Raw genomic sequence first — 22,971 nt, 5'->3', positions numbered from 1 at the left:
GCCGATCACCGTTGCCAGTGATCGGCTTGTTCGCTTGACGCCTGAATTAGGCGCTCAGCAGCTGATCCGCAGTTTTTTCCACCAGCGCCAGCAGGACTTTAACATCCTCCAACGTCACGGTTGGGTTCAGCAGTGTCAGCTTCAGGCAGGTGATGCCATCCGCCTCGGTGACACCGACGTTCGCGCGGCCTGATTCCAGCAGCGCATCACCGATACGCTGGTTGAACAGCGCTACCGCCGCATCGCCGCTGGCAGCCAGCTGCTCAGGACGGAAACGGAACAGCACGCTTGCCAGCTGTGGCTGCATGACCAGCTCAAAACGCGGCAGCTCAGTCACATATTGCGCCACGATCTGCGCCAGCGTCACGCCATGATCGATAATCGCGGCATACTGTTTCTGACCGAGCGCTTCCAGACCCATCCACAGCTTCAGCGCATCGAAACGACGCGTGGTTTGCAGTGATTTGGAGACCAGGTTTGGCACGCCTTGCTCTTCATCGAACTCCGAGTTCAGATAGGCCGCCTGATAACGCATCAATTCATAATGACGTTCATCTTTCAGCAGGAAGGCACCGCAGCTGATGGTCTGGAAGAACTGCTTGTGGAAATCCAGGGTGACAGAATCCACCAGCTCAAGGCCATCGAGGTAATCGCGATACTTCTCAGACAGCAGCAGTGCGCCGCCCCAGGCTGCATCGACGTGAACCCAGATGTTGTGCTCTGCGGCAATCCCGGCGATTTCACGCAGCGGATCAATCGCACCCGCATCGGTAGTACCGGCGGTGGCTACGATGGCCAGAATCTGTTCACCGTTGGCTGCGGCCTGTGCCAGCTTGGCTTTCAGGTCGTTGACATCCATACGTGCAAAACGGTCTGACTTCACCTGCACCACGGATTGATAGCCGTGGCCCAGCAGCGCCATGTTCTTCTGTACTGAGAAGTGGGCGTTTTCCGAGCACAGCACCTTAATCTTGCGCAGATCGCCAGTGATGCCATCCTGCTGGACAGAGTGGCCCTGACGCGCATAGAACGCGTCACGTGCCAGCATCAGGCCCATCAGGTTGCTCTGGGTGCCACCACTGGTGAACACGCCAGCGTCACCTGCCGGATAGCCAACCTGGGCGCGCAACCACTCAATCAGTTTGATCTCGATGATGGTGGCCGACGGGCTCTGGTCCCAGGAGTCCATACTCTGGTTAGTGGCGTTGATCAGCACTTCCGCCGCCTGGCTTACCACCAGACTTGGGCAATGCAGATGCGCCACGCACTGCGGGTGATGTACCGACAGGCTATCTTTCAGAAAGTATTCAATCGCACGCTCAATCGCGGCCTGGTTACCCAGGCCATTCGGATTGAAGTCGAGCGTAATACGCTCACGCAGTTCGGCAACGGTTTTGCCCTGGTACATCTCTGGCTGTTTGAGCCACTGCACCACGGCGGCGCTGCTCTGCGCAATCGCCTGCTGGTACGCTTCAATGCTTTGGGCAGAAGCGGCCAGAATCGGGTTTACTTCAGTCATCTAACTCTTCCGGATCAAACGGGTTTGATGCCAGCGCCCAGCAGCGCCTGCTCAAATTTATCAAGGAAAATCTTCAGTTCGTCGTTGCTGATCAGCAGTGACGGCAGCAGACGCAGAACCGCGCCGTGACGACCGCCACGCTCCAGAATCAGGCCAGCTTCGAAGCATTTTTTCTGCAACAGGGCAGAAAGCTCGCCATCAGCCGGGTACGCACCCATATGATCAGCTGCTTCGTTCGGTTTAACGATCTCGATACCGATCATCATACCCAGACCACGGATGTGACCGATTACCGGGTAGCGCTGCTGCATGTCGGCCAGCTGCGCTTTCAGCCATTCGCCCTGTTCGGCAACTTTGCCTGCGATATCCTGTTCTTTCAGGATTTTCAGCGTGGTCAGGCCGGTAGCCATTGCCAGCTGGTTGCCGCGGAAGGTGCCAGTGTGGTGGCCAGGTGACCAGGCATCGAACTGTTTTTTGATACCCAGAACGGCTAACGGCAGACCGCCGCCCACAGCTTTGGACATCACGATGATATCCGGCTCAATGCCTGCGTGTTCGAAGGCGAAGAATTTGCCGGTACGGGCAAATCCAGCCTGAACTTCGTCGAGGATCAGCAGGATACCGTGTTCCTGGGTTACTTTACGGATGCGCTGCAACCACTCGACCGGAGCCGGGTTCACGCCGCCTTCACCCTGTACCGCTTCGAGGATCACCGCAGCCGGTTTACGCACGCCACTTTCAACGTCGTTGATCAGGTTTTCGAAGTAGTAGGTCAGGGCTTTCACGCCTGCGTCACCACCGAGGCCCAGCGGGCAGCGGTACAGGTGCGGGTAAGGCATGAACTGGACTTCTGGCATCATGCCGTCAACCGCTTCTTTCGGAGACAGGTTGCCGGTGACCGACAGTGCGCCGTGGGTCATACCATGATAACCGCCGGAGAAGCTGATCACGCCGCTGCGGCCAGTCACTTTCTTCGCCAGCTTCAGTGCTGCTTCAACAGCATCGGCACCGGACGGGCCGGTGAATTGCAGGCAATACTCTTTACCCTGACCTGGCAGCAAAGACAGCAGGGCTTCAGAGAATTGATCTTTTAATGGAGTCGTCAGATCCAGGGTATGTAACGGCAAGCCGCTGGTAATGACATTTTGGATGCTCTGCAGAACTTCCGGGTGGTTATGACCCAGAGCTAAAGTTCCTGCGCCAGCCAGGCAGTCAAGATATTGTTTATTCTCAACATCGGTAATCCATACGCCATGTGCTTTGGCAATTGCTAAAGGCAATTTGCGCGGGTAACTCCTGACATTCGATTCGAACTCAGCCTGACGGGCCAGGAACGCGTCGTTGTTTCCGTGGAATGAGTTGGCACCAAAATTATCAATACGGACTTTATCCGTCATCATATCTCTCCTACAACCGGCGAGCGTCAAAGCACACCGGTTGGTTAATTGAACAAAAAACTATCAACTGTGAAAAAAACGCGGCCAATATAGAGCCTTTTACCTTGGGGGGCAATGATTAATTTTGTTTAGAATTGTTTATTACTTCTATATACGAATCAGGGATTTGCTGAAGAACTGTTCGATTATTTTACCAGGGCTGTATGACGTGCGTATTAAATAATCGAGTTAATAAAAAGACTTATGCCTGCGAGCGCCAACCACGGGCCAAATGCAATCGTCTGCCTGACGCGTTGCGGCCACAAATTTCTGGAAATTAAGGCAAATAAAATGCCGCCCGAACTGGCGATGATCAGCACATTCGGTAAAGCTTGCCAGCCGGTCCAGGCGGCTATCGCCGCCAGCAATTTTGCATCGCCCATACCTAAACCCTGCTGCTGACGCAGCCAGTGATAAGCATGTGCCAGTACGGCCAGTGAAACATATCCCACTGCCACACCCAGCACGGCATCTGACAGCGAACCGGGAAGGATCGCGCAACAGTGCAACAATAAGCCGCACCACAATAAAGGCAGCGTAACGGCATCAGGTAATAAATAGTGCCGTATATCAATGAGCGACAATACCAGCAATGAACCACAGAAAAATAATGTCGCCAGCAATAAAGCGCTATCGGGTAACAATTGACTCAGAACCAGGCTGGTGACCGCCATAAGCAGTTCAATCAATGGGTAAATTATACTAATCGGTTGCTGGCAATGGCGGCATTTACCCCGCAAAAGTAGCCAACTTAATAGTGGAATATTGTCACGCCAGCAGAGAGGGTGTGCACATCGCGGACAGTGTGAGGGGGAAAACCACAGGGTTAAACCGCTGTCACGATGCAATAAACGTAACGGTAACCGATAGACCACCACATTAATAACGCTGCCGAGACTCAGCCCCAGCAGCAACCCGTAACACGCTTCCATGTGTATCTCCTCGCTATCTCCCCGGCCACTGTATGCCGAACAAGAGAAAGAACGCGAGGCCACAGCAGTAATTACATCCTGTTGCAGCGTTTTTTCAGAGCTGCATTCACCCTCTTTCGCCGACGCGCATTTTTCCGAATTTTGGCGGTTTAACGCTACTGCTGGCGCTTAAACATTTGAATAGCTTCCTGCACATTACTGGTTTCCAACTGCATGACCCGCGCATTATTCAGGAATACATCATAATGACCGGCATTGTAACGAAACACATAAAGCGCGCCGCGAAAACGTAATCCCTTGGTTTTAATACCAATATGGTGACGACGCAGTGCGGCCTGCGAGAGACGGTCGGTTTCAGTTTTCACAGCTCACCTCCGTGCCTGAAATAACGTAAAAACTAAGAAAATCAGCATAATGCCGCTACCTTAGTTTTCCCTTAAGAAGAGTATAGTTAATCCGTTAATTTCCTGTTTCACCGGGAATTAAAGAGTGTGAATCCCGCCCCATCCGGTCATTTTCGCGTCAATTATCGTATCAGCCATGATGTTCTACCAATCCTCAACGCCTGGCAAAAAGCGGGGGAATTATTCGCACCATTTAATGTTCCGTTAAGTTTTCCGCCGTATTTTGTTGTCATGTGAAATCACCCAGTGTGTCTAATGCTTTCAAAGTGTGAGGAAAATTTGATTAGTTCATCATGCTGTACTAGATATTGATAGGGCGGATAAAAAGGCTGTTGGCCCGTCAAACACACTGTTAACACTAGATAATTCTGGCATCAACACCGTTGATTTTAAGCAAAAGGCACTATTCATTAAGGAATCTTATTTATGGCCTTTCTCCCGTTCTCGCGTCCGTCACTGGGCGAAGACGAATTAGCAGCAGTCAAAGCGGTATTTGAATCGGGCTGGATTACCACCGGCCCGCAAAATGCCGCACTGGAGCAAGCCTTTTGCCAGTTAACCGGCAATCAACATGCGGTTGCCGTCTGTTCCGCCACAGCCGGTATGCACGTGACGCTGATGGCGTTGGGGATTAAACCGGGTGATGAAGTGATCACCCCATCACAGACCTGGGTCTCGACCATCAACATCATTACCTTGATGGGTGCCACTCCGGTGATGATTGATATCGATCGCGATACCTTGATGGTGACTGCGGAGCAGGTCGAAGCGGCAATCACGCCACGTACCCGTGCCATTATCCCGGTGCATTACGCTGGCGCACCGGCTGATATTGATGCGATTCGCGCCGTGGGAGAAAAGCACGGGATTACCATCATTGACGATGCCGCCCACGCGCTCGGTACGTTGTACAAAGGGAATCAGGTCGGACACCGTGGCACGGCGATCTTTTCCCTGCACGCCATTAAAAATATCACCTGTGCCGAAGGCGGCGTGGTGGTGACAGACGATGCCGCACTGGCCGATCGTATCCGCAGCATGAAGTTTCACGGGCTGGGCGTGGATGCCTACGATCGTCACACCCATGGTCGCCGCCCGCAGGCCGAGGTCATTACTCCCGGTTTTAAATACAACCTGCCGGATATCAGCGCCGCGATTGCGCTGGTGCAACTGCAAAAACTGGCAGCCATCAACACGCGCCGCCGTGAAATCGCCCAGCGCTACCTGACTGAACTGGCGGATACCCCATTCCTGCCGTTGTCACTGCCAGCGTGGGCGCATCAGCATGCCTGGCATTTATTCATTATTCGCGTCGATGAAGCCCGTTGCGGCATCAGCCGTGACGGCTTGATGGAAGCGTTAAAAGCGCAGGACATCGGTACCGGACTGCATTTCCGTGCTGCGCACACCCACAAATATTATCGCGAGCAATATCCGCATCTTTCTTTACCGAATACCGAATGGAACAGCGACCGTATCTGCTCCATTCCGCTGTTCCCTGATATGACTGATGACGACGTCACTCGTGTCGTCAAAGCGCTGCATGCGCTGGCCGGAGGCTGAAATGCTGGAAGAAACACCCATTCGTAAAGTGTCCGTGGTGATCCCGGTCTACAACGAAGAAGAGAGCTTGCCTGAGCTGGTACGCCGCACTCATACCGCGTGTGATTTGCTCAACCTGGAGTATGAAATTTTGCTGGTTGATGACGGCAGCAGTGACCGTTCCGGCGAGATGATTGCGGACGCCGCTGATATGCCGGGTAGCCATGTGGTTGGCGTATTGCTGAATCGCAATTACGGCCAGCACTCGGCGATTATGGCGGGCTTCAGTCATGTCAGCGGTGATCTCATCATTACGCTGGATGCCGATTTACAAAACCCGCCGGAAGAGATCCCCAACCTGGTTGCGGCGGCGCAGCAGGGTTATGACGTGGTCGGCACGGTACGACAGAATCGCCAGGACAGCTGGTTTCGCCGCCGGGCCTCCCGTCTTATTAACAAATTGATTCAACGCGTCACCGGCAAAGCGATGGGGGATTACGGTTGCATGTTACGTGCTTACCGCCGCCACATTGTTGATGCCATGTTGAATTGCCATGAGCGCAGCACCTTTATCCCGATCCTCGCCAATACCTTTGCGCGCCGCACCATTGAGTTACCGGTGAAACACGCGGAGCGCGAATTCGGTGATTCGAAATATAGCTTTATGCGGCTGATCAACCTGATGTACGACCTGGTGACCTGTCTGACCACCACGCCGCTGCGTCTGTTGAGCGTGGTCGGGAGCGTGATTGCGCTGGCGGGTTTTGCCTTCTCATTGATTTTGATTGTGTTGCGTTTATTTCTCGGCGCAGCCTGGGCCGGGGATGGCGTTTTCGTGCTTTTCGCCGTGCTGTTTATGTTTATCGGCGCACAGTTCGTCGGTATGGGGCTACTGGGTGAGTATATCGGTCGTATCTACAACGATGTGCGCGCCCGCCCACGCTACTTTATTCAACGTGTTATCCATCCGCATAAAAATGCATCTGTACAGGAAATTGAGCAATGAAAACCATCGTCTTCGCCTACCACGACATGGGCTGTGCGGGCATTAATGCGCTGCTGCAAGCTGGCTTCGAAATCAGTGCCATCTTTACACACCCCGATACTGCCGGTGAAAATCACTTTTTTGGCTCGGTGGCGCGTATTGCCGCAGAACAGGGCATTCCGGTGTATGCCCCGGATGATGTCAATCACCCGCTGTGGGTCGATCGTATCAAAGCGATGTCACCGGAGATTATTTTCTCCTTCTATTATCGCAACCTGCTGAATGACGCGATCCTGAATAGCGCCCGCCTTGGTGCGTATAACCTGCATGGCTCGTTGCTGCCGAAATACCGTGGCCGTGCGCCGCTGAATTGGGTGTTGGTCAACGGTGAAACCGAAACCGGCGTGACCTTGCATCGGATGGTGAAACGCGCGGATGCGGGCGATATCGTGGCGCAAACCCGGGTGGCAATTGCAGAGCAGGACAACGTGCTGACGCTGCATCGCAAACTGGTGCAGAGCGCGACACAACTGCTGGAAGACACGTTACCGGCGATGAAACGCGGTGAGATTAATGCTGTGCCGCAGGATGAGAAAGAAGCCACGGTGGTTGGGCGTCGTACCCCGGAAGATGGCCGCATTGACTGGTCACGTCCGGCGACCGAGATCAATAACCTGGTGCGTGCGGTCACCGATCCCTGGCCGGGAGCATTCGCCTATGCCGGAACGGTGAAATTCGTCGTGTGGAAAGGGCGGGTGCATCCAGCTGCGCATGGTGCGAAACCCGGTACGGTGTTATCGGTCGAACCTTTCCTCATCGCCTGTGGTGAAGGTGCACTGGAAGTGGTGACCGGCCAGAGTGATAACGGCGTTTACATGAACGGTAGCCAGTTGGCGCTCAGCCTCGGCATGGTGCCAAGCGCGTTGCTGTACTCAAAACCGGTCGCTGCGGTGAAACGCCGCACCCGGGTTCTGATCCTCGGTGTGAATGGGTTTATCGGTAACCACCTGACCGAACGCCTGTTGCAGGATGATAATTTCGAAGTTTACGGCCTGGATATCAGTTCCGATGCCATCAGCCGTTTCCTTGGCCATCCTGGGTTTCATTTTGTCGAGGGTGATATCAGCATTCACTCGGAATGGATTGAATATCACATCAAGAAATGTGATGTGGTGCTGCCGCTGGTGGCGATTGCCACGCCGATTGAGTACACCCGCAATCCGCTCCGCGTGTTTGAGCTGGATTTCGAAGAGAACCTCAAAATTATCCGTGATTGCGTCAAGTACAAAAAACGCATCATTTTCCCATCGACGTCAGAAGTTTACGGTATGTGTACTGACCGTCATTTCGATGAAGATAACTCGAACCTGGTGGTCGGGCCGATCAACAAACAGCGTTGGATCTATTCCGTTTCCAAGCAGTTGCTGGACCGGGTGATCTGGGCCTACGGTGAGAAAGAAGGGCTGCGTTTTACCCTGTTCCGTCCGTTTAACTGGATGGGACCCCGTCTGGATAACCTCAACGCGGCGCGTATCGGCAGTTCACGCGCGATCACCCAGTTGATTCTTAACCTGGTGGAAGGTTCGCCGATCAAACTGATTGACGGTGGTGCACAGAAACGTTGCTTCACCGATATCCGTGATGGCGTTGAAGCCCTGTTCCGCATTATCGAAAACAAGCAGAACAACTGCGACGGCCAGATTATCAACATTGGTAACCCGGAAAACGAAGCCAGTATCAAGGAGCTGGCGGAGCAACTGCTGGCCAGCTTCGAGCGCCATCCGCTGCGCGATCAGTTCCCGCCGTTCGCCGGTTTCCGCGAAGTGGAAAGCAGCAGCTATTACGGCAAAGGCTATCAGGATGTTGAGCATCGTAAACCGTCAATCAAAAACGCGCGTCGCCTGCTGGGCTGGACTCCAGAAGTGCAGATGGATATCACCATCGACAACACGCTGGACTTCTTCCTGCGCACCGTTGAGTTGCAGGATAAGCCATGATGAAAAAGGTCGGCTTGCGCGTTGATGTCGACACCTGGCGCGGTACGCAACAAGGCGTACCCGCGCTGCTGGAGCTGTTTAGCCTGCATCAGGTGCAGGCCAGTTTCTTTTTCAGCGTCGGGCCGGACAACATGGGGCGTCATTTGTGGCGCCTGCTGAAGCCGCGCTTTCTGTGGAAGATGCTGCGTTCACGTGCCGCATCCTTATATGGCTGGGATATCCTGCTGGCGGGCACCGCCTGGCCGGGTAAGGAGATTGGTCGTGGGCTGGAGGAGATTATCAGCGCCACGGCCGATCATCACGAAGTGGGCCTGCATGCCTGGGACCACTTTGCCTGGCAAACCTGGGCGGGTGTCTGGCCGGAACAGCGACTGGTTGAGGAAATTGCCCGTGGCAAGCGCGCACTGGAGGAGATTATTGGTGACACTGTCACTTGTTCCGCCGTGGCGGGCTGGCGCGCTGACAGCCGCGTTGTCGACGCTAAACAAGCGTTCGGCTTCCGTTACAACAGCGACTGCCGTGGGACGGGGCCTTTTCTGCCGCGCCTGAGTGATGGCAGCCTGGGAACGGTACAGATTCCGGTGACGCTACCCACCTGGGACGAGGTGGTTGGCCCGAGGGTGAGTGCTAACGATTTCAATGACTTTTTGCTGGAACAGCTGAGTCAGGCCGACGAGATGGCGGTTTACACCATTCATGCGGAAGTGGAAGGCATTGTCGGACATCGGGCTTTTGCTCAATTGCTCAGTCGGGCGGAGAAACAGGGCATTCAGTTTTGCCCGCTGAGTGAATTATTGCCTGAAGACCTCAATACTTTGCCCATCGGTAACATCGTGCGCGGGCAAATTTCCGGACGTGAAGGTTGGCTCGGCTGCCAACAACAACAATACAGGTAATCACGGATGCGAACTGGTACTAAAACGGCCCTGCTGCTGTTTGTTTTTGCGCTTTACTACCTTATCCCCATCGAATTCCGCGCGTTATGGCAACCTGATGAAACCCGTTATGCGGAGATCAGCCGTGAAATGCTCGCCAACGGTAATTGGGTGACACCGCATTTTTTTGGCCTGCGTTATTTCGAAAAACCTATCGCCGGTTACTGGGTGAATAATCTCGGTCAGTTGTTGTTTGGTCACAACAATTTTGGTGTGCGCGCGGGGTCTATTTTCAGCACTATCCTCAGTGCGCTGCTGGTGTACTGGATGGGCATCCGGCTGTTCGCTAACCGCACGGTTGCGCTGAACGCCTGCATCATCTTTCTTACCTCGTTGCTGGTTTACGGAGTGGGCACCTATGCGGTGCTGGACCCGATACTGACGCTGTGGATGGTGGCAGCGATGGCGAGTTACTGCCTGGCAGCGCAGGCCAGCACTTCAGGCCAGCGTGTGTTGGGTTATGTGCTACTGGGCGTCGCCTGTGCGATGGGGTTTATGACCAAAGGGTTCCTCGCGTTAGCGGTGCCGGTTCTGGCCATTGTTCCCTGGGCGGTGGCGCAACGTCGCTTTGGTGAGCTGCTGCGGTTTGGTCCGTTAACGATCCTGGTCGCGGCGCTGGTGAGTGCCCCGTGGTCGCTGGCGATTTATCGTCAGGAAGGGGATTTCTGGCACTATTTCTTCTGGGTTGAGCACATTCAGCGTTTCGCCGAAGATGACGCGCAACACAAAGCACCATTCTGGTATTACCTGCCGATTCTGCTGGCCGGCTCCTTGCCGTGGCTGGGATTGCTGCCTGGCTCACTGGTACAGGGTTGGCGTCAGCGTGGTCAACAGCCGGGGTTAAGCTATTTGCTCAGTTGGACCTTGCTGCCGCTGCTGTTTTTCAGTATTGCCAAAGGCAAGTTGCCGACTTATATCCTGCCGTGCTTTGCGCCGCTGGCGCTGCTGATGGCGCACTATACCCAGAGCATGACGCCACACGTGGTCAAAGCGCTGAAGGTCAATGCGTGGATCAATATGTTTTTTGGTGGCGTTGCCGCCGTGGCGCTGGCAGTGGTGCTGGCCCCATGGGGACTGGCGCACCGTCCGCCGTTTGGGGTGACGGAACATTATAAGTTGATGCTGGGGATCCTGGCCTTCGGTGGCTGGACGCTGTTTGGTGCCCTGAGCAAGAAAAACTGGCAACTGGCTGCCTGCTGCCCATTGATACTGGCGCTGGTGATCGGTTTTGCCATTCCGGATCGGATACGTGACAGTAAACAGCCACAAAACTTTGTCGCGGCAGTTTCCGGGCAGTTGGCGGACAGCCGCTATATTCTGGCAAACGACCCGGGGATTGCCTCGGCAGTGGCGTGGGAATTGCAGCGCAATGATATTCGCTTCTACGAACGTAAAGGTGAAGTCGGCTATGGCCTTGACTATCCTGATGCGCAAGATCGTTATATCTCCGCTAACGATTTTCCCGCCTGGCTGGCGCAACATCGCAAACAGGGAAAAGTCTCAGTGGCGATGATCATGTCTTCTGCCGATGCCAACCCGGATACGCGCCTACCGAAACCTGACTTTGTCTATCGTCAGGGGCGGTTGGTGTATTTCGGCTACGATGCGCAGCCATGAATCTTCTGTTGATTCTGCTGGTTAGCCTGCTGAGCTGTGCCGCACAGCTGTGCCAGAAACAAGCGGCGTATATCGGCAGGCGTGAAGGCAAAGCGCGCTTGCTGATGTGGATCGCGCTCAGTCTCCTGTTGTTGGGGCTGGCGATGCTGTTGTGGCTGGTGGTATTGCGCCTGGTGCCGGTCAGCGTTGCTTATCCCATGCTGAGCCTCAATTTTGTACTGGTGGCACTGGCCGCCCGGCTGATCTGGCGTGAGAGTTTTAGCGTGCGCCAGATTATCGGCACGCTACTGATTGTCGCCGGGGTTGCTCTGATGGGAAGTCACTTATGAAAGGCTATGGACTGGCGTTATGCAGCGTGCTGTTGGTGTCAATGGCGCAGCTGCTGCTGCGTGCTGCGATGCAGCACCTCCCGGCATTGGGGCGTGAACTATGGCAGCAGCCGCTGCCACTGATATTGCTGTTTATCGGTTTAAGCGCCTATGCATTGTCGATGCTGTGCTGGATGCTGGCACTGCGCCATCTGGCGTTGAGTCGGCTCTACCCACTGCTCAGCATCAGTTATGTGCTGGTGTGGCTGGCCGCCATCTCATTGCCGATGTTTGGCGAGCCATTCCGCTGGAGCAGCCTCGCCGGGGTGGGGTTGATTGTTGCGGGCTTGCTGTGTGTGTCGCTGCCCGGCAAAAAATAGTCGTTACTCTTTGGCGTAAAGATAAACCGAGGCACGTGACACCCCCAACTGCTGGGCGATCACCTCCATCGCACGTTTCACGTCAAGCAAACCGCTGGTGCGCAGTTCCTGCATTAACGCTTTGCGATCGGCGGCTTTCAGTGCCCGCGGCGTGGTAGCCAGACGCGCCGCGAACTGTTCAATGCGCTGGCGCAAGGCATCTGCCCCCGCGGGTTCCAACTGCTCGGTGATATCCGGCGTGGCAATCTGGGTAAATTGCGCCAGTGCACTTTGCATACCACGAAACAGCGTCATATCCACATTCAGACACAATGCTGCCACATAGTTACCGTCGGCATCTTTGAGACCAATCGAGGTACTCTTCACCGGACGGCCATCTGCCAACTGGTTGGCATAATTTGTCAGCAGAGACGGGAATTCGGGTGAGGCAATGCGCGCCAACCCAAGCTCCGTTGCTGACTGACCGACTTCACGGCCAGAAAGATTGTTATGGATAGAAAGAATGGCATGCTGTGGATTTTGTAAGTCATGCACTACCACCTCGCAAAACGGGGCGAAGGTGGCGCTGAGTCCTTCAGCGATGGTGGTCAGCTGCGCCAGCAGCAGGGCATTTTGCTGATCGGGCATCGTGGCTCTCTCAAAATGGCTAGATTATTTGTCTAATTTTATATATTTTGTCATTTCAATGCAAAGCCCTTCACCTAAAGGTTAACCGCATGACTGAGTTTACTTTGCCAACGTATGACGATGTGGCTGCGGCCACGCAACGCATCCAACCCTATATCAACCCGACCCCGGTGATGACCTCGCGTAGCCTCAACGAGGCATTAGACGCTGAGGTTTTCTTTCAGTGTGAGAACTTGCAACGTATGGGCGCATTTAAATTTCGCGGTGCGCTCAACGCGTTATTACAGTTCACGCCTGAGCAGCGGCAGGCCGGGGTGGTGGCGTTTTCCTCGGGTAACCATGCACAGGGGGTGGCGCTGGCGGCGAAATTGCTCAACATCCCGGCTACCATTGTGATGCCACTGGATGCGCCTGCGGCCAAATTGGCGGCAACCCGAGGTTACGGTGCGCAGGTGGTGACTTATGATCGCTATACCGAAGATCGCGAACAGATTGGTCGCGAGTTGGCGGAGCAGCATGGTCTGACACTGATCCCCCCTTATGATCATCCGCATGTCATTGCTGGTCAGGGCACGGCGGCTCAGGCGCTGCTGACGCAAACCGGGCCACTTGATGTATTGCTGACACCGCTCGGTGGCGGTGGATTACTGGCGGGGAGCGCTTTGGCCGCGCGACAGCTTAGTCCGGGCATCACCCTCTATGGCGTGGAACCGGCGGCCGGTAATGACGGTCAGCAGTCGTTACGGGCGGGAAAAATCATCCGTATCGAGACGCCCAAGACCATCGCCGATGGCGCACAGACCCAATATCTTGGCCGCTACACCTTCCCACTGATTCAGAGCCTGGTGGACGATATCCTCACGGCAACGGATGAACAGCTGATCGCTGAAATGCGTTTCTTTGCCGAGCGCATGAAAATGGTGGTGGAACCGACTGGCTGCCTCGGGCTGGCAGCGGTGCGGGCGGATAAAGCACGTTTCCGTGGTAAGCGCATTGGTATTGTGATCAGCGGTGGTAACGTCGATATCAGTCGTTTCAGCAGCTTACTGGCTCACTAATCACGCAGGAGACGTGTGTGAAATCACTTCCCGAATGGCTTCATCAGCTTGAAACCCCGTTTTTGTTGATCGATGAAGCGCGCTATCAGCGCAATATCGATCGCTTGTACCAGCGCGTGTCACAGTTGGGTAGCGTGGTACGCCCCCATCTGAAAACCCTGCGTTCGGTGGAGGCCGCCGCGTATCTGTTGCCGCAGGCGGACCACCCGGCCACCGTCTCTACCCTGGCAGAAGCCGAAGGTTTTGCTGCGGCCGGTTACCGCAATCTGTTGTACGCGGTGGGGATCGCGCCGCATAAATTGCCGCGCGTGGCGCGTCTGATGCAACAGGGCGTCCAGTTGCACATCCTGCTGGATACCGTGGAACAGGCGCAGGCGGTCACTGAGTTTGCCCGCCAGCAGCAACTTACCTTTTCGGTGTTTATCGAAATCGACTGCGACGGTCATCGCGGTGGTATTCCGCCCGAGAGCGAGACGCTGTTGCAACTGGCACAGCAACTGGAAGGACAAGGCGCGACGGTCACCGGACTGATGGCCCATGCCGGTGAATCCTACAACTGCCGCAGTGAAGAGGCGATTCGTGCCGCCGCTCGTGCCGAGTGTGATGCCATCCGTCTGGCGGCACAGCGGGTGCGTGCAGCGGGGATTGCCTGTCCGATTCTCAGCGTTGGTGCCACCCCAACCGCACATTACGCCGAGGAACTGGCAGGGATCAGCGAGGTGCGCGCCGGGGTGTTTACCCTGTTCGATCTGGTGATGCATAACGTGGGCGTGTGTCAGCAACAGGATATTGCGCTGTCGGTGGTGACAACGGTGATCGGTCACAATGCCGCAAAAAACTGGGTGTTTGTCGATGCGGGCTGGATGGCGATGTCCCGCGATCGTGGCACCGCAGCGGGACCGGTCGATTATGGTTATGGCCTGGTGTGTAATATGCAGGGCGCGTCGCTGGATGTTTGTCTCAGCACCACCAATCAGGAACACGGCATCATCAACCTGCCAGAGGGCGGCGCGCTGACGCCAGCGGATTTTCCGGTGGGTTCCCGCCTGCGTATCCTGCCAAACCACGCCTGCGCCACCACCGCGATGCACCAGCATTATCAGGTGTTACAGGCTGACAGCGACCAGCCACGGGTCTGGTCACGCATCATGGGCTGGTAAAAGTGACGCTGTCACTCAATCAGCCGCAGGTGACGGCTATCAAGCTGATCCAGCGCGGCCACACCGAGCATACCTAAATCGCGGCTGATTTCGCTGGTGATCAGGTCAATCGCCAGATGTACGCCTTGTGCTCCGCCAACGGCGCAGGCGTAGTTAAAGGGGCGGCCTACAAAACAGGCTTGGGCACCGAGTGCTAACGCTTTGATGGCATCGGTACCCCGGCGAATACCGCTATCCAGCATCACCGTCATCTCGCCTGCTGCGGCAACAATTTCCGGCAGCACATGGATGGGCGCGATGCTGGTATCCAACTGACGCCCGCCGTGGTTCGACACCACAATGCCGTCGATACCGATGTCTTTGCAGCGTTGCGCATCGCGCTGACTGAGGATGCCTTTAATCACCATCGCACCGGACCAGCGATGGCGGATATGTTGAATATGTTGCCAGGTGAGATGGCTGCGCCCGCTGAAATCCCTGACCGCATGTTTCGAAAACAGCGGCGCGCCGCGTACTGCCTGATTGTTTTCAAACCACGGCATACCGCGCTTGAGTAAGGTCTTGATTAAGGTGCCGGTCAGCCAGCGTGGATGGGTAAGCCCTTCAAACGCCAGTCGCAAGCTCGGCCTGAACGGGGTGGCAAACCCGGCGCGCACATTGTTCTCGCGATTGGCTTTCACCGGGGTATCTACCGTTACCACCAGCACGGGAATCCGCGCCCGCGCTACGCGATCGATCAGCAGATCAATCTCTTCATCGCTTTTCGGCAGGTATGCCTGAAACCACATCGCCGGATTGGCCTCCGCCACTTCCTCCAGCCGCATCAGCGAGGAGCCGCTCATAATAAACGGAATATTTTTGGCGGCAGCGGCTGTCGCCAGGGTCAGATCGCCTTCAAAACCGGTAATGGCACTGATCCCCATCGGCGCAATACCCAGCGGGGCGGCATAGCGATGCCCGAACAGCGTAACCTCGGTATTTCGCTGTGAGACATCCACCATATTCTCCGGTATCAGACTGTAGCGCGCGTAAGAGGTGCGGTTGTTGTCACGGGCGAGATTGTCCTCGACACCGCCGGAGACATAGGCGAACAACGGGCGCGGCAGATGTTTTCGGGCGTACTTTTCGAAGTCATTTAACGACAGGCAACGGTTGGCGAGTTTGCGCATTTCTTCAGGGGTTATGTCAGGAAGGCAAGAAAAATCAATGCTATGTGCATCATTGGTCGATCACAAATGACAAAAGCGGCAATGCTATACCGAAAGATGCATAAGCGGCACAATGTGCCGCTTACCCAGTATTAATGGCTCTGCCATTGGTGATATTCGCCATTGCGACGGCCAGGTGCCGTCTCTGGCAGGCGCAGCAAACCATACACGGAGATGATCCCCAGCACGGCGACATACAGGGCGAGTCCGTACCAGTGCCCGCCGGTGGCCTGGAGGATTTTCACCGCCACCAGACCCAAGACACCACTACCGATCAGCGAGCCAACCTGCCAGATCACCGCAATGCCACTGCAACGAATATGGGTCGGAAACAGCTCCGGGAACCACGAGGCTTGTGGCGCATAACACATACTGTGACCCAGGGTTAAGGCCACGATCATCGCAATCTGCGTCAGCCAGTAACTGTTTTGTGACAGGGCGAGGAAGAAGGGCACGATGGACAGGACAATCAACAGCGCCCCGATCATATACACCGGTTTGCGGCCAATGCGATCGGATAACGCCCCCATCAGCGGAATGGCAAACACTTCCAGAATCACCGCGACAATCATGCTGTTCATCAGGATACCGGCATCCAGTTGATTGGCTTTGCCCCAGGCGAGAATGATGACGGTGAACAGGGCAAAGGCGCAGGCTTCGATTAATTTGGCTGCTACCCCATTGATCACCAGGCGCGGATTGCCCTGAATCACTTCTTTTAATGGGCGCGACTCGGCTGCTTTGGTGGCGCGGATCGCGGCAAACACCGGCGATTCATCAATACGCAGACGAATAAACAGACCCACAATCACCAGCACTGCGCTGAGCAGGAAAGGTACGCGCCAGCCCCAGGCCATCATCTGGTCATCGGATAAGGTTGCATTGAGGATGGCAAACAGCGCCAGCGGCAACAAAAAGCCGACCGGCGCACCAATCTGCACCCAACTGGCGAAAAAGCCCCGGCGCGAAGATTGCGCGTATTCAGCGGTCATCAACACGGCACCTGCCTGTTCGCCGCCGACACCAAAACCCTGCAACAAACGGATCAGAATCAGCAGCACCGGTGCCCATACGCCAATTTTTTCATAGGTCGGCAGCAGTCCGATGCAAAAGGTACCCAGCCCGACAATCAGGATGGTGGCCACCAGCGCTTTTTTACGGCCCACTTTATCCCCGATATGACCAAACACGATGCCGCCAATCGGGCGCGCCAGGAAACCCACCGCATAGGTGGCAAAGGCTGCGAGGGTGCTCACCAGCGGATCGTGGCTGGGGAAAAACAGGTGACCAAAAAACAGCACGGCCGCCGTGCCGTAGGCGAAAAAGTCGTAATATTCGGCTGCGGTGCCAATGGCGGATGCCCCGGCGACGCGTTTAATTAATGAAGTATCGGTGCTCTGAGAAGCCTGGGTTGACGTCACAGCAGAGGAAGACATAGTGAATACCTGCAGGTTTATTATGTCCTACTACCATACAAGAATAGCTAAGCCGTTTGATGAGAAAACGATCACATCTCGGGCAAAAAGGGGATGGGTAGCGGCGCGATTTATCGCGTGATGTCCTGCGCGATGCAGGTTAAAGACGTGCGACAAATCGCGCCGCTACAAATGGTGTGAGTTCGTTAGTAAGAAATGGATATTATTAAATTCGATCCATAAATGAGGGCAGTGACGGTACGGGCAGCACCGACAACACTTTCAGACGTTGCAGAGTGCGTACCTGCGCCCGCTCCAGATGATCGCGCAGGCAAGCGGCAGCCAGCTCCCAGTTGCCTTTCAGTAACATTTCATACACCAGGCAATGTTCTTCCAGCATCGCGGTTTCTACCGGGATGGACAGCAGATCATAAAAGATGCGTGTGACGATAAACGGTGACTGGTTCTGCCGTAGGATCTGCATCATCAGCTTGTTGCCCGCCGGTTCGAGACAACGGACGTGCAAATCTTCTTCCAGCAACTCGAGTTCAGCGGCGCTGAGTTGCTTGCCTTTATATCTCTGCGCTTTTTCCAGCGATGCGGTCAGCCACTCCACCGGCAGCAGACGGCCAGCCTTGCGTAGCGCGGTGGGTTCGAGACTGGCGCGTATTTCAAAATGGTCGGCGATCTCGCGTGCCGTCAGAGGGCCGGTCAGCCATTGGGAATAGGGCTCTTTCTCCACCAGACCTTTATCACGCAGGCGCATCAGGCTTTCCCGGATCACCGCGCGGCTGACGTTGTAGTGTTGTGCAGCGAGTTGCTCGTCCAGTTGATAGCAACCAAACACCATGGCGGTCGACAGCACCACTTGCAGGTTATCCAGCACCTTCTCGCCGGTGCTGCGGGTATCCACCAGCGCATCTTGTTCATCAAGACCCAGCAGTTCACGCGTCAGCCCGGCACGCAGCGGTTCCACTTCCTCCGCCTCTTTTGCCACGATAAAACCACGGCCTTCAAAGCGCGCAATCAATCCTTCTTCATGCAGCAGACTCAACGCCCGCCGCACCGGTACCCGGCTGGTGCCAAACAGTTGCGCCAGCGGGCCTTCCAACAGGACCAGACCCTGTGGAACCCGTTTCTGAATCAGTACGTTGTGTAAAAGCTGTCGGATCACTTCATAGCGCGCAGAACCGGTCTCTTCCGTCGCTGCCGGGGTGTTCTTTGTCCGCATTGTCATGTCATCGGTCCTGTGTTCATCGCGCTACATTATCACATCCTGGCGCGCTGCAAAGTCGCATAAAGGCTAAGCACAGTTGTGGTGCAGTTCGCACAATAATGGATCATATCGATAAATATACATCTTAAACCAATGCATTCAACGTTATGTCGATGCGGTTGCCGTTGACAGCACTTAGCAGACAAGACGTTGATATTTCGCACTTAACGTATTATTTCAGGGCGCAAAAGAAAATTGATCGCTCTCATTGGTCAGATCCTGGCATAACCATTGCAATGCATAAATGGATATTATTTTTAAATGTACATTTATGGAGTTGCAGATATGGCCAAAGAAATCCTTTGCGCATTTGGGGTAGATGTCGATGCCGTTGCTGGCTGGCTGGGTTCTTACGGTGGTGAAGATTCGCCGGATGACATTTCGCGCGGCCTGTTTGCTGGCGAAGTTGGCGCGCCGCGTTTGCTGAAGATGTTTGCCGAGCAGAACCTGCGCACCACCTGGTTTATTCCGGGCCACTCGATTGAAACCTTTCCAGAACAGATGAAAGCGGTGGTGGATGCCGGTCATGAAATCGGTATTCACGGTTACAGCCATGAAAACCCCATCGCCATGACCCCGGCGCAGGAAGAGGCGGTGCTGGATCGCAGCATTGAACTGGTGACCCAACTGGCGGGCAAACGTCCCACCGGCTATGTCGCCCCCTGGTGGGAGTTCAGTAACGTTACCAACGAGTTATTGCTGAAAAAGGGCATCAAATATGATCACAGTCTGATGCATAACGATTTCCATCCTTACTACGTTCGCGTCGGTGATAGCTGGACCAAAATCGACTACAGCCAGCATCCCGATGCCTGGATGAAGCCGTTGCAACGCGGGGCAGAAACCGATCTGGTGGAGATCCCGGCGAACTGGTATCTCGACGATCTGCCGCCGATGATGTTTATCAAAAAATCCCCTAACAGCCACGGTTTCGTTAACCCACGCCATCTGGAAGAGATGTGGCGTGATCAGTTTGACTGGGTTTACCGCGAAAACGACTACGCGGTGTTCACCATGACCATCCATCCCGACGTGTCTGGCCGTCCGCAGGTGCTGCTGATGCTGGAACGCCTGATTCAGTATATCCGTAGCCACGAAGGCGTGCGTTTCGTCACCTTTGACGAGATCGCCGACGACTTTAAACAGCGCCAACCGCGCTAAGTACGCGTAGCGGCGCGATTTATCGCGCATCGAAATTTCGCGCCACTACGGAATATGCGAGTTGTAACCCGTTAACCCCCTGACAGAGTGATAGCGCTATGAGCATCTTTAAGAAAATCTCCGTAAATGGCTGGCAGCCGCAGCAGTTGACCATCAGGGACGTAAAATTTGCCACCTGGATTGCTTTTTTCGCCTGGGTTTTTGCTGTTTATGATTTCATCCTGTTTGGCACTTTGCTGCCGGAAATCGGCGGACATTTCGGCTGGAGCGAGGTCGAGCAGGCTGAAATCGCCACCTGGGTTGCGGTTGGTGGTGCGGTCATCGCGCTGGCGATTGGCCCATTGGTGGATCGTCTCGGTCGTCGTATGGGGATTGTGGTCACCGTCGGCGGCGCGGCGCTCTGCTCGCTGTTAACCGCTGTCGGAGGTGCCTGGGGTAAAGGCGCGCTGACCGCGATTCGTTCGGTCGCAGGTCTGGGTTATGCCGAGCAGACGGTCAACGCGACGTATCTGTCGGAGCTTTATACCGCCATTGACGACCCGAAACTCAATAAACGCAAAGGCTTTGTCTACAGCCTGGTGCAGGGTGGCTGGCCGGTAGGGGCGCTGGTGGCTTCTGCGCTGACCGCGATCCTGATGCCAATCATCGGCTGGCAGGGCAGCTTTATCTTTGCCGCGCTGCCGTCGCTGGTGATTGCCTTCCTGGCACTGAAACTGAAAGAAACCCCGCAATTCCAGGTACAGAAGAAGATTCAGCAACTGCGCGCTGAGGGTAACGATCGTGATGCGCGTCAGGTAGCAGATGATTATCAGGTTTCCTGGGAAGAACAGCACCGTGCTGGCCTGGCCGCTGCGTTTCGTGGACCGTCACTGCGCGCCACGCTGGTGTTGGGGGGTGCGGTGTTGATCAACTGGTTCGCGATTCAGATTTTTAGCGTGTTGGGCACCACCGTGATCACCAAAACCCATGAGGTTTCGTTTAATAACTCGTTATTAATCCTGATTCTCTCCAACCTCGTCGGTTACTGCGGCTACCTGGTGCACGGTTGGCTCGGCGATCGTATTGGTCGTCGCAATACCATTGCCGTTGGCTGGATGCTTGGCGGTGTCGCTTTTGCCGCGATGCTTTACTGCCCGGATAACTTCGCCACCATCGTCGCGCTCTACAGTATCGGCCTGTTTTTCCTGATTGGCCCGTATGCCGCAGCGCTGTTCTTTATCAGTGAAAGTTTCCCGACCGCCATCCGTGCCACCGCCGGTGCGTTGATTGGTGCTATGGGGCCGGTGGGCGCGATTATCGCCGGTGTCGGCACCACCAGCGTGCTGAGCAGTGGCGGCCACTGGCAGGATGCCGCGTTGTGGTTCGGTGCGGTCCCGTGTTTTATCTCCGGCATTATTATGTTTTTCGCCCGTGCGCACGCTCCGCAGCGTACTGACGTCAGTTCAGCGGTGACTACCGCTTAAGGAATTGCTATGCAGCTTTCGTCTTCAACTCAGCCGGTCGCCGCGATCAGCGGTGCCGCCAGCGGCATTGGTCTGGCGCTGGCCACGCTTTACGCCCAGCGTGGCGTGAAAATCATCGCCGGTTACTATCCCGCCGATCCGCACGATCCTGCCGTTGCGGCGGCGCAGGTCGAAGCCGCCGGGGGGGATGCCCTGTGGTTACCGCTGGATGTGGCGTCAACCGCTTCAGTCGATGCGTTTATCGCGCAGGGGGTGCAGCACTTTGGCCGCCTGGATTATCTGGTGGCGAATGCCGGAATCTTACGTCGCGCCCCGATTGAAGAGATGAGCGACGCACGCTGGGACGCCATGCTGAACGTCGATCTGACGGGCGTGATGCGCTGCTTTCGCGCGGCCACGCCCCATCTGCACGCCGGTGCCAGCCTGGTGGCGGTGTCCTCTATCGCCGGTGGCGTCTACGGCTGGCAGGACCATGCCCACTACGCTGCCGCCAAAGCGGCGGTGCCGGGCATCTGCCGCTCGCTGGCGGTAGAGCTGGCCCCGCGTGGCGTGCGCTGCAACGCCATCATCCCGGGATTGATAGAAACACCGCAATCGCTGGATGCGCAGAATTCGCTCGGCCCGGCAGGTCTGGCAAAAGCCGCCAGCGCCATTCCTCTGGCGCGTGTCGGACGTCCGGATGAGATCGCCAAGGTGATCGCCTTTCTTACCAGTGAAGAGAGCAGCTATCTCACCGGGCAAAGCCTGATCGTGGATGGCGGTCTGACCGTGCGCTGGCCGGACTAAGGAGCCGCTATGCTATTGAAAGATAAACGTTGTGTCATTACTGGCGCAGCCAGCGGTATCGGGGCAGCGATTGCCGAGCTCTTCGCTCGCGAGGGTGCCCGGCTGATTTTAACCGATCGCGACGCCGACAAACTGGCGTTGCAGGTGACGCACTGTCAGCAATGGGGTGGGGAGTGCCTGGCGGTGGTGGCGGATGTTGGCGAGGTCGCCGGTGCCACCGCCGGGGTGGATGCCTGCCTCGCGCGCTATGACGGTATCGACGTGCTGGTCAATAACGCCGGGATGTTAACCCAGGCGCGTTGCACGGACATTTCGCTGACCATGTGGGAAGAAATGATGGCGGTCGATCTGCGTAGCGTGTTCCTCGCCACCCAGCGAGCGCTGCCCGCCATGCTGGCGCAGCGCTGGGGCCGGGTCATTAACATTGCCTCGCAGTTGGGGATTAAAGGTGGCGCAGAGCTGTGCCATTACGCGGCGGCCAAAGCGGGTGTGATAGGTTTTACTAAATCGCTGGCGCTGGAAGTCTCGGCGGATAACGTGCTGGTCAATGCTATCGCGCCCGGACCGATTGAAACGCCGTTGATTGAGGGTATCAATCAGGCATGGAAACAGGCCAAAGCGGCTGAACTGCCGCTGGGGCGTTTTGGCCGGGTGGAAGAAGTGGCTCCGGTGGCGTTACTGCTCGCCAGTGAACCGGGCGGCAACCTGTTTGTCGGCCAGACGCTGGGGCCGAATTCCGGCGATGTGATGCCATAACGGAGG

21 protein-coding genes are annotated in these 22,971 nt (G+C 55.8%); 13 read left to right on the top strand and 8 right to left on the bottom strand.

All coding sequences use genetic code 11. The features are described 5' to 3' along the window. Nucleotides 1–46 precede the first annotated feature (46 nt). From PAT9B_RS22755 to PAT9B_RS22740, 4 genes are all read right to left on the bottom strand, one after another. Nucleotides 47–1,519 (bottom strand): aspartate aminotransferase family protein, encoded by a 1,473-nt coding sequence (locus tag PAT9B_RS22755; RefSeq protein ID WP_013511637.1) that lies wholly within the window; start codon nt 1,517–1,519, stop codon nt 47–49. A 14-nt stretch (nt 1,520–1,533) separates the two neighbouring features. Further along, nucleotides 1,534–2,916: a diaminobutyrate--2-oxoglutarate transaminase gene (locus PAT9B_RS22750; RefSeq protein WP_013511636.1), complete on the bottom strand. Its 1,383-nt coding sequence runs from the start codon at nt 2,914–2,916 to the stop codon at nt 1,534–1,536. Between the two features lie 215 nt (nt 2,917–3,131). Beyond that, entirely contained in the window at nt 3,132–3,887 is a 756-nt protein-coding gene (locus tag PAT9B_RS22745; protein ID WP_013511635.1) for an A24 family peptidase, read from the bottom strand. Between the two features lie 155 nt (nt 3,888–4,042). Then, nucleotides 4,043–4,252 carry a hypothetical protein gene (locus PAT9B_RS22740; protein ID WP_013511634.1) on the bottom strand — a complete coding sequence of 70 codons (210 nt, stop codon included), beginning with the start codon at nt 4,250–4,252 and terminating at the stop codon, nt 4,043–4,045. A 465-nt stretch (nt 4,253–4,717) separates the two neighbouring features. On the opposite strand from PAT9B_RS22740, the gene arnB reads away from it, so the two are divergent. The 7 genes from arnB to arnF are packed head-to-tail and all read left to right on the top strand — an operon-like array spanning nt 4,718 to nt 12,055. Continuing rightward, entirely contained in the window at nt 4,718–5,854 is a 1,137-nt protein-coding gene (gene arnB, locus PAT9B_RS22735) for a UDP-4-amino-4-deoxy-L-arabinose aminotransferase (RefSeq protein ID WP_013511633.1), read from the top strand. A 1-nt stretch (nt 5,855) separates the two neighbouring features. Beyond that, complete coding sequence (arnC, locus tag PAT9B_RS22730; RefSeq protein ID WP_013511632.1) at nt 5,856–6,839, top strand: undecaprenyl-phosphate 4-deoxy-4-formamido-L-arabinose transferase; 984 nt, start codon at nt 5,856–5,858, stop codon at nt 6,837–6,839. Beyond that, a complete protein-coding gene (gene arnA, locus PAT9B_RS22725) occupies nt 6,836–8,815 on the top strand; it encodes a bifunctional UDP-4-amino-4-deoxy-L-arabinose formyltransferase/UDP-glucuronic acid oxidase ArnA (RefSeq protein ID WP_013511631.1) in 1,980 nt (659 codons plus the stop codon). Before arnC ends, arnA begins: the two co-directional genes overlap by 4 nt. After that, nucleotides 8,815–9,711 (top strand): 4-deoxy-4-formamido-L-arabinose-phosphoundecaprenol deformylase, encoded by an 897-nt coding sequence (gene arnD / locus PAT9B_RS22720; RefSeq protein ID WP_041526111.1) that lies wholly within the window; start codon nt 8,815–8,817, stop codon nt 9,709–9,711. The genes arnA and arnD overlap by 1 nt, the downstream gene beginning before the upstream one ends. A 6-nt stretch (nt 9,712–9,717) precedes the next feature. Further along, complete coding sequence (arnT, locus tag PAT9B_RS22715) at nt 9,718–11,367, top strand: lipid IV(A) 4-amino-4-deoxy-L-arabinosyltransferase (protein ID WP_013511629.1); 1,650 nt, start codon at nt 9,718–9,720, stop codon at nt 11,365–11,367. Then, entirely contained in the window at nt 11,364–11,696 is a 333-nt protein-coding gene (gene arnE, locus PAT9B_RS22710; protein ID WP_013511628.1) for a 4-amino-4-deoxy-L-arabinose-phosphoundecaprenol flippase subunit ArnE, read from the top strand. The genes arnT and arnE overlap by 4 nt, the downstream gene beginning before the upstream one ends. After that, nucleotides 11,693–12,055 carry a 4-amino-4-deoxy-L-arabinose-phosphoundecaprenol flippase subunit ArnF gene (arnF, locus tag PAT9B_RS22705; RefSeq protein ID WP_013511627.1) on the top strand — a complete coding sequence of 121 codons (363 nt, stop codon included), beginning with the start codon at nt 11,693–11,695 and terminating at the stop codon, nt 12,053–12,055. The genes arnE and arnF overlap by 4 nt, the downstream gene beginning before the upstream one ends. Before the next feature lie 3 nt (nt 12,056–12,058). Here the strand turns inward: arnF and PAT9B_RS22700 are convergent, their stop codons facing one another. Continuing rightward, nucleotides 12,059–12,682, bottom strand: coding sequence for a transcriptional regulator (locus PAT9B_RS22700; protein WP_013511626.1), 624 nt, complete (start codon nt 12,680–12,682; stop codon nt 12,059–12,061). A gap of 89 nt (nt 12,683–12,771) precedes the next feature. Between PAT9B_RS22700 and PAT9B_RS22695 the strand changes: the two genes are divergently transcribed. Next, on the top strand, nt 12,772–13,740 hold the full coding sequence (locus PAT9B_RS22695; protein WP_013511625.1) for a threo-3-hydroxy-L-aspartate ammonia-lyase: 969 nt from the start codon (nt 12,772–12,774) through the stop codon (nt 13,738–13,740). Between the two features lie 17 nt (nt 13,741–13,757). Beyond that, nucleotides 13,758–14,900: an alanine racemase gene (locus PAT9B_RS22690; RefSeq protein WP_013511624.1), complete on the top strand. Its 1,143-nt coding sequence runs from the start codon at nt 13,758–13,760 to the stop codon at nt 14,898–14,900. Between the two features lie 11 nt (nt 14,901–14,911). Here PAT9B_RS22690 and PAT9B_RS22685 read toward each other — a convergent pair whose 3' ends face one another. From PAT9B_RS22685 to PAT9B_RS22675, 3 genes are all read right to left on the bottom strand, one after another. Further along, nucleotides 14,912–16,069 carry an alpha-hydroxy acid oxidase gene (locus PAT9B_RS22685; RefSeq protein WP_013511623.1) on the bottom strand — a complete coding sequence of 386 codons (1,158 nt, stop codon included), beginning with the start codon at nt 16,067–16,069 and terminating at the stop codon, nt 14,912–14,914. Between the two features lie 131 nt (nt 16,070–16,200). Further along, on the bottom strand, nt 16,201–17,544 hold the full coding sequence (locus tag PAT9B_RS22680; protein WP_013511622.1) for an MFS transporter: 1,344 nt from the start codon (nt 17,542–17,544) through the stop codon (nt 16,201–16,203). A 205-nt stretch (nt 17,545–17,749) separates the two neighbouring features. Beyond that, the gene (locus tag PAT9B_RS22675; RefSeq protein WP_013511621.1) at nt 17,750–18,760 is read right to left on the bottom strand and encodes a GntR family transcriptional regulator; all 1,011 of its coding nucleotides are present in this window, start codon (nt 18,758–18,760) and stop codon (nt 17,750–17,752) included. Between the two features lie 324 nt (nt 18,761–19,084). Between PAT9B_RS22675 and PAT9B_RS22670 the strand changes: the two genes are divergently transcribed. The 4 genes from PAT9B_RS22670 (at nt 19,085) to PAT9B_RS22655 (ending at nt 22,965) form a co-directional block, all read left to right on the top strand. After that, on the top strand, nt 19,085–19,960 hold the full coding sequence (locus tag PAT9B_RS22670) for a polysaccharide deacetylase (protein ID WP_013511620.1): 876 nt from the start codon (nt 19,085–19,087) through the stop codon (nt 19,958–19,960). 98 nt (nt 19,961–20,058) lie between these two features. Then, nucleotides 20,059–21,423, top strand: coding sequence for an MFS transporter (locus tag PAT9B_RS22665; RefSeq protein ID WP_013511619.1), 1,365 nt, complete (start codon nt 20,059–20,061; stop codon nt 21,421–21,423). A gap of 9 nt (nt 21,424–21,432) precedes the next feature. Further along, a complete protein-coding gene (locus PAT9B_RS22660; RefSeq protein WP_013511618.1) occupies nt 21,433–22,209 on the top strand; it encodes an SDR family NAD(P)-dependent oxidoreductase in 777 nt (258 codons plus the stop codon). 9 nt (nt 22,210–22,218) lie between these two features. Then, nucleotides 22,219–22,965 (top strand): SDR family NAD(P)-dependent oxidoreductase, encoded by a 747-nt coding sequence (locus PAT9B_RS22655; protein WP_013511617.1) that lies wholly within the window; start codon nt 22,219–22,221, stop codon nt 22,963–22,965. Nucleotides 22,966–22,971: the final 6 nt, after the last annotated feature.

The sequence above is a fragment of the Pantoea sp. At-9b genome (genome assembly GCF_000175935.2).
GTDB lineage: Bacteria > Pseudomonadota > Gammaproteobacteria > Enterobacterales > Enterobacteriaceae > Pantoea.
The sequence above is the reverse complement of the archived record's forward strand: the minus strand, read 5'-3'. Positions and strand labels throughout refer to the sequence as shown.

Bases quoted from the DNA above. Each gene is read 5' to 3' on its own strand.
- PAT9B_RS22685 (WP_013511623.1), bottom strand. From the start codon at position 16,069: ATGCGCAAACTCGCCAACCGTTGCCTGTCGTTAAATGACTTCGAAAAG.
- PAT9B_RS22745 (WP_013511635.1), bottom strand. From the start codon at position 3,887: ATGGAAGCGTGTTACGGGTTGCTGCTGGGGCTGAGTCTCGGCAGCGTT.
- PAT9B_RS22675 (WP_013511621.1), bottom strand. From the start codon at position 18,760: ATGACAATGCGGACAAAGAACACCCCGGCAGCGACGGAAGAGACCGGT.
- arnE (WP_013511628.1), top strand. From the start codon at position 11,364: ATGAATCTTCTGTTGATTCTGCTGGTTAGCCTGCTGAGCTGTGCCGCA.
- PAT9B_RS22665 (WP_013511619.1), top strand. From the start codon at position 20,059: ATGAGCATCTTTAAGAAAATCTCCGTAAATGGCTGGCAGCCGCAGCAG.
- arnA (WP_013511631.1), top strand. From the start codon at position 6,836: ATGAAAACCATCGTCTTCGCCTACCACGACATGGGCTGTGCGGGCATT.
- PAT9B_RS22655 (WP_013511617.1), top strand. From the start codon at position 22,219: ATGCTATTGAAAGATAAACGTTGTGTCATTACTGGCGCAGCCAGCGGT.
- PAT9B_RS22700 (WP_013511626.1), bottom strand. From the start codon at position 12,682: ATGCCCGATCAGCAAAATGCCCTGCTGCTGGCGCAGCTGACCACCATC.
- PAT9B_RS22670 (WP_013511620.1), top strand. From the start codon at position 19,085: ATGGCCAAAGAAATCCTTTGCGCATTTGGGGTAGATGTCGATGCCGTT.
- PAT9B_RS22660 (WP_013511618.1), top strand. From the start codon at position 21,433: ATGCAGCTTTCGTCTTCAACTCAGCCGGTCGCCGCGATCAGCGGTGCC.
- arnD (WP_041526111.1), top strand. From the start codon at position 8,815: ATGAAAAAGGTCGGCTTGCGCGTTGATGTCGACACCTGGCGCGGTACG.
- PAT9B_RS22750 (WP_013511636.1), bottom strand. From the start codon at position 2,916: ATGACGGATAAAGTCCGTATTGATAATTTTGGTGCCAACTCATTCCAC.
- PAT9B_RS22695 (WP_013511625.1), top strand. From the start codon at position 12,772: ATGACTGAGTTTACTTTGCCAACGTATGACGATGTGGCTGCGGCCACG.
- arnT (WP_013511629.1), top strand. From the start codon at position 9,718: ATGCGAACTGGTACTAAAACGGCCCTGCTGCTGTTTGTTTTTGCGCTT.
- arnB (WP_013511633.1), top strand. From the start codon at position 4,718: ATGGCCTTTCTCCCGTTCTCGCGTCCGTCACTGGGCGAAGACGAATTA.
- PAT9B_RS22680 (WP_013511622.1), bottom strand. From the start codon at position 17,544: ATGTCTTCCTCTGCTGTGACGTCAACCCAGGCTTCTCAGAGCACCGAT.
- PAT9B_RS22755 (WP_013511637.1), bottom strand. From the start codon at position 1,519: ATGACTGAAGTAAACCCGATTCTGGCCGCTTCTGCCCAAAGCATTGAA.
- arnF (WP_013511627.1), top strand. From the start codon at position 11,693: ATGAAAGGCTATGGACTGGCGTTATGCAGCGTGCTGTTGGTGTCAATG.
- arnC (WP_013511632.1), top strand. From the start codon at position 5,856: ATGCTGGAAGAAACACCCATTCGTAAAGTGTCCGTGGTGATCCCGGTC.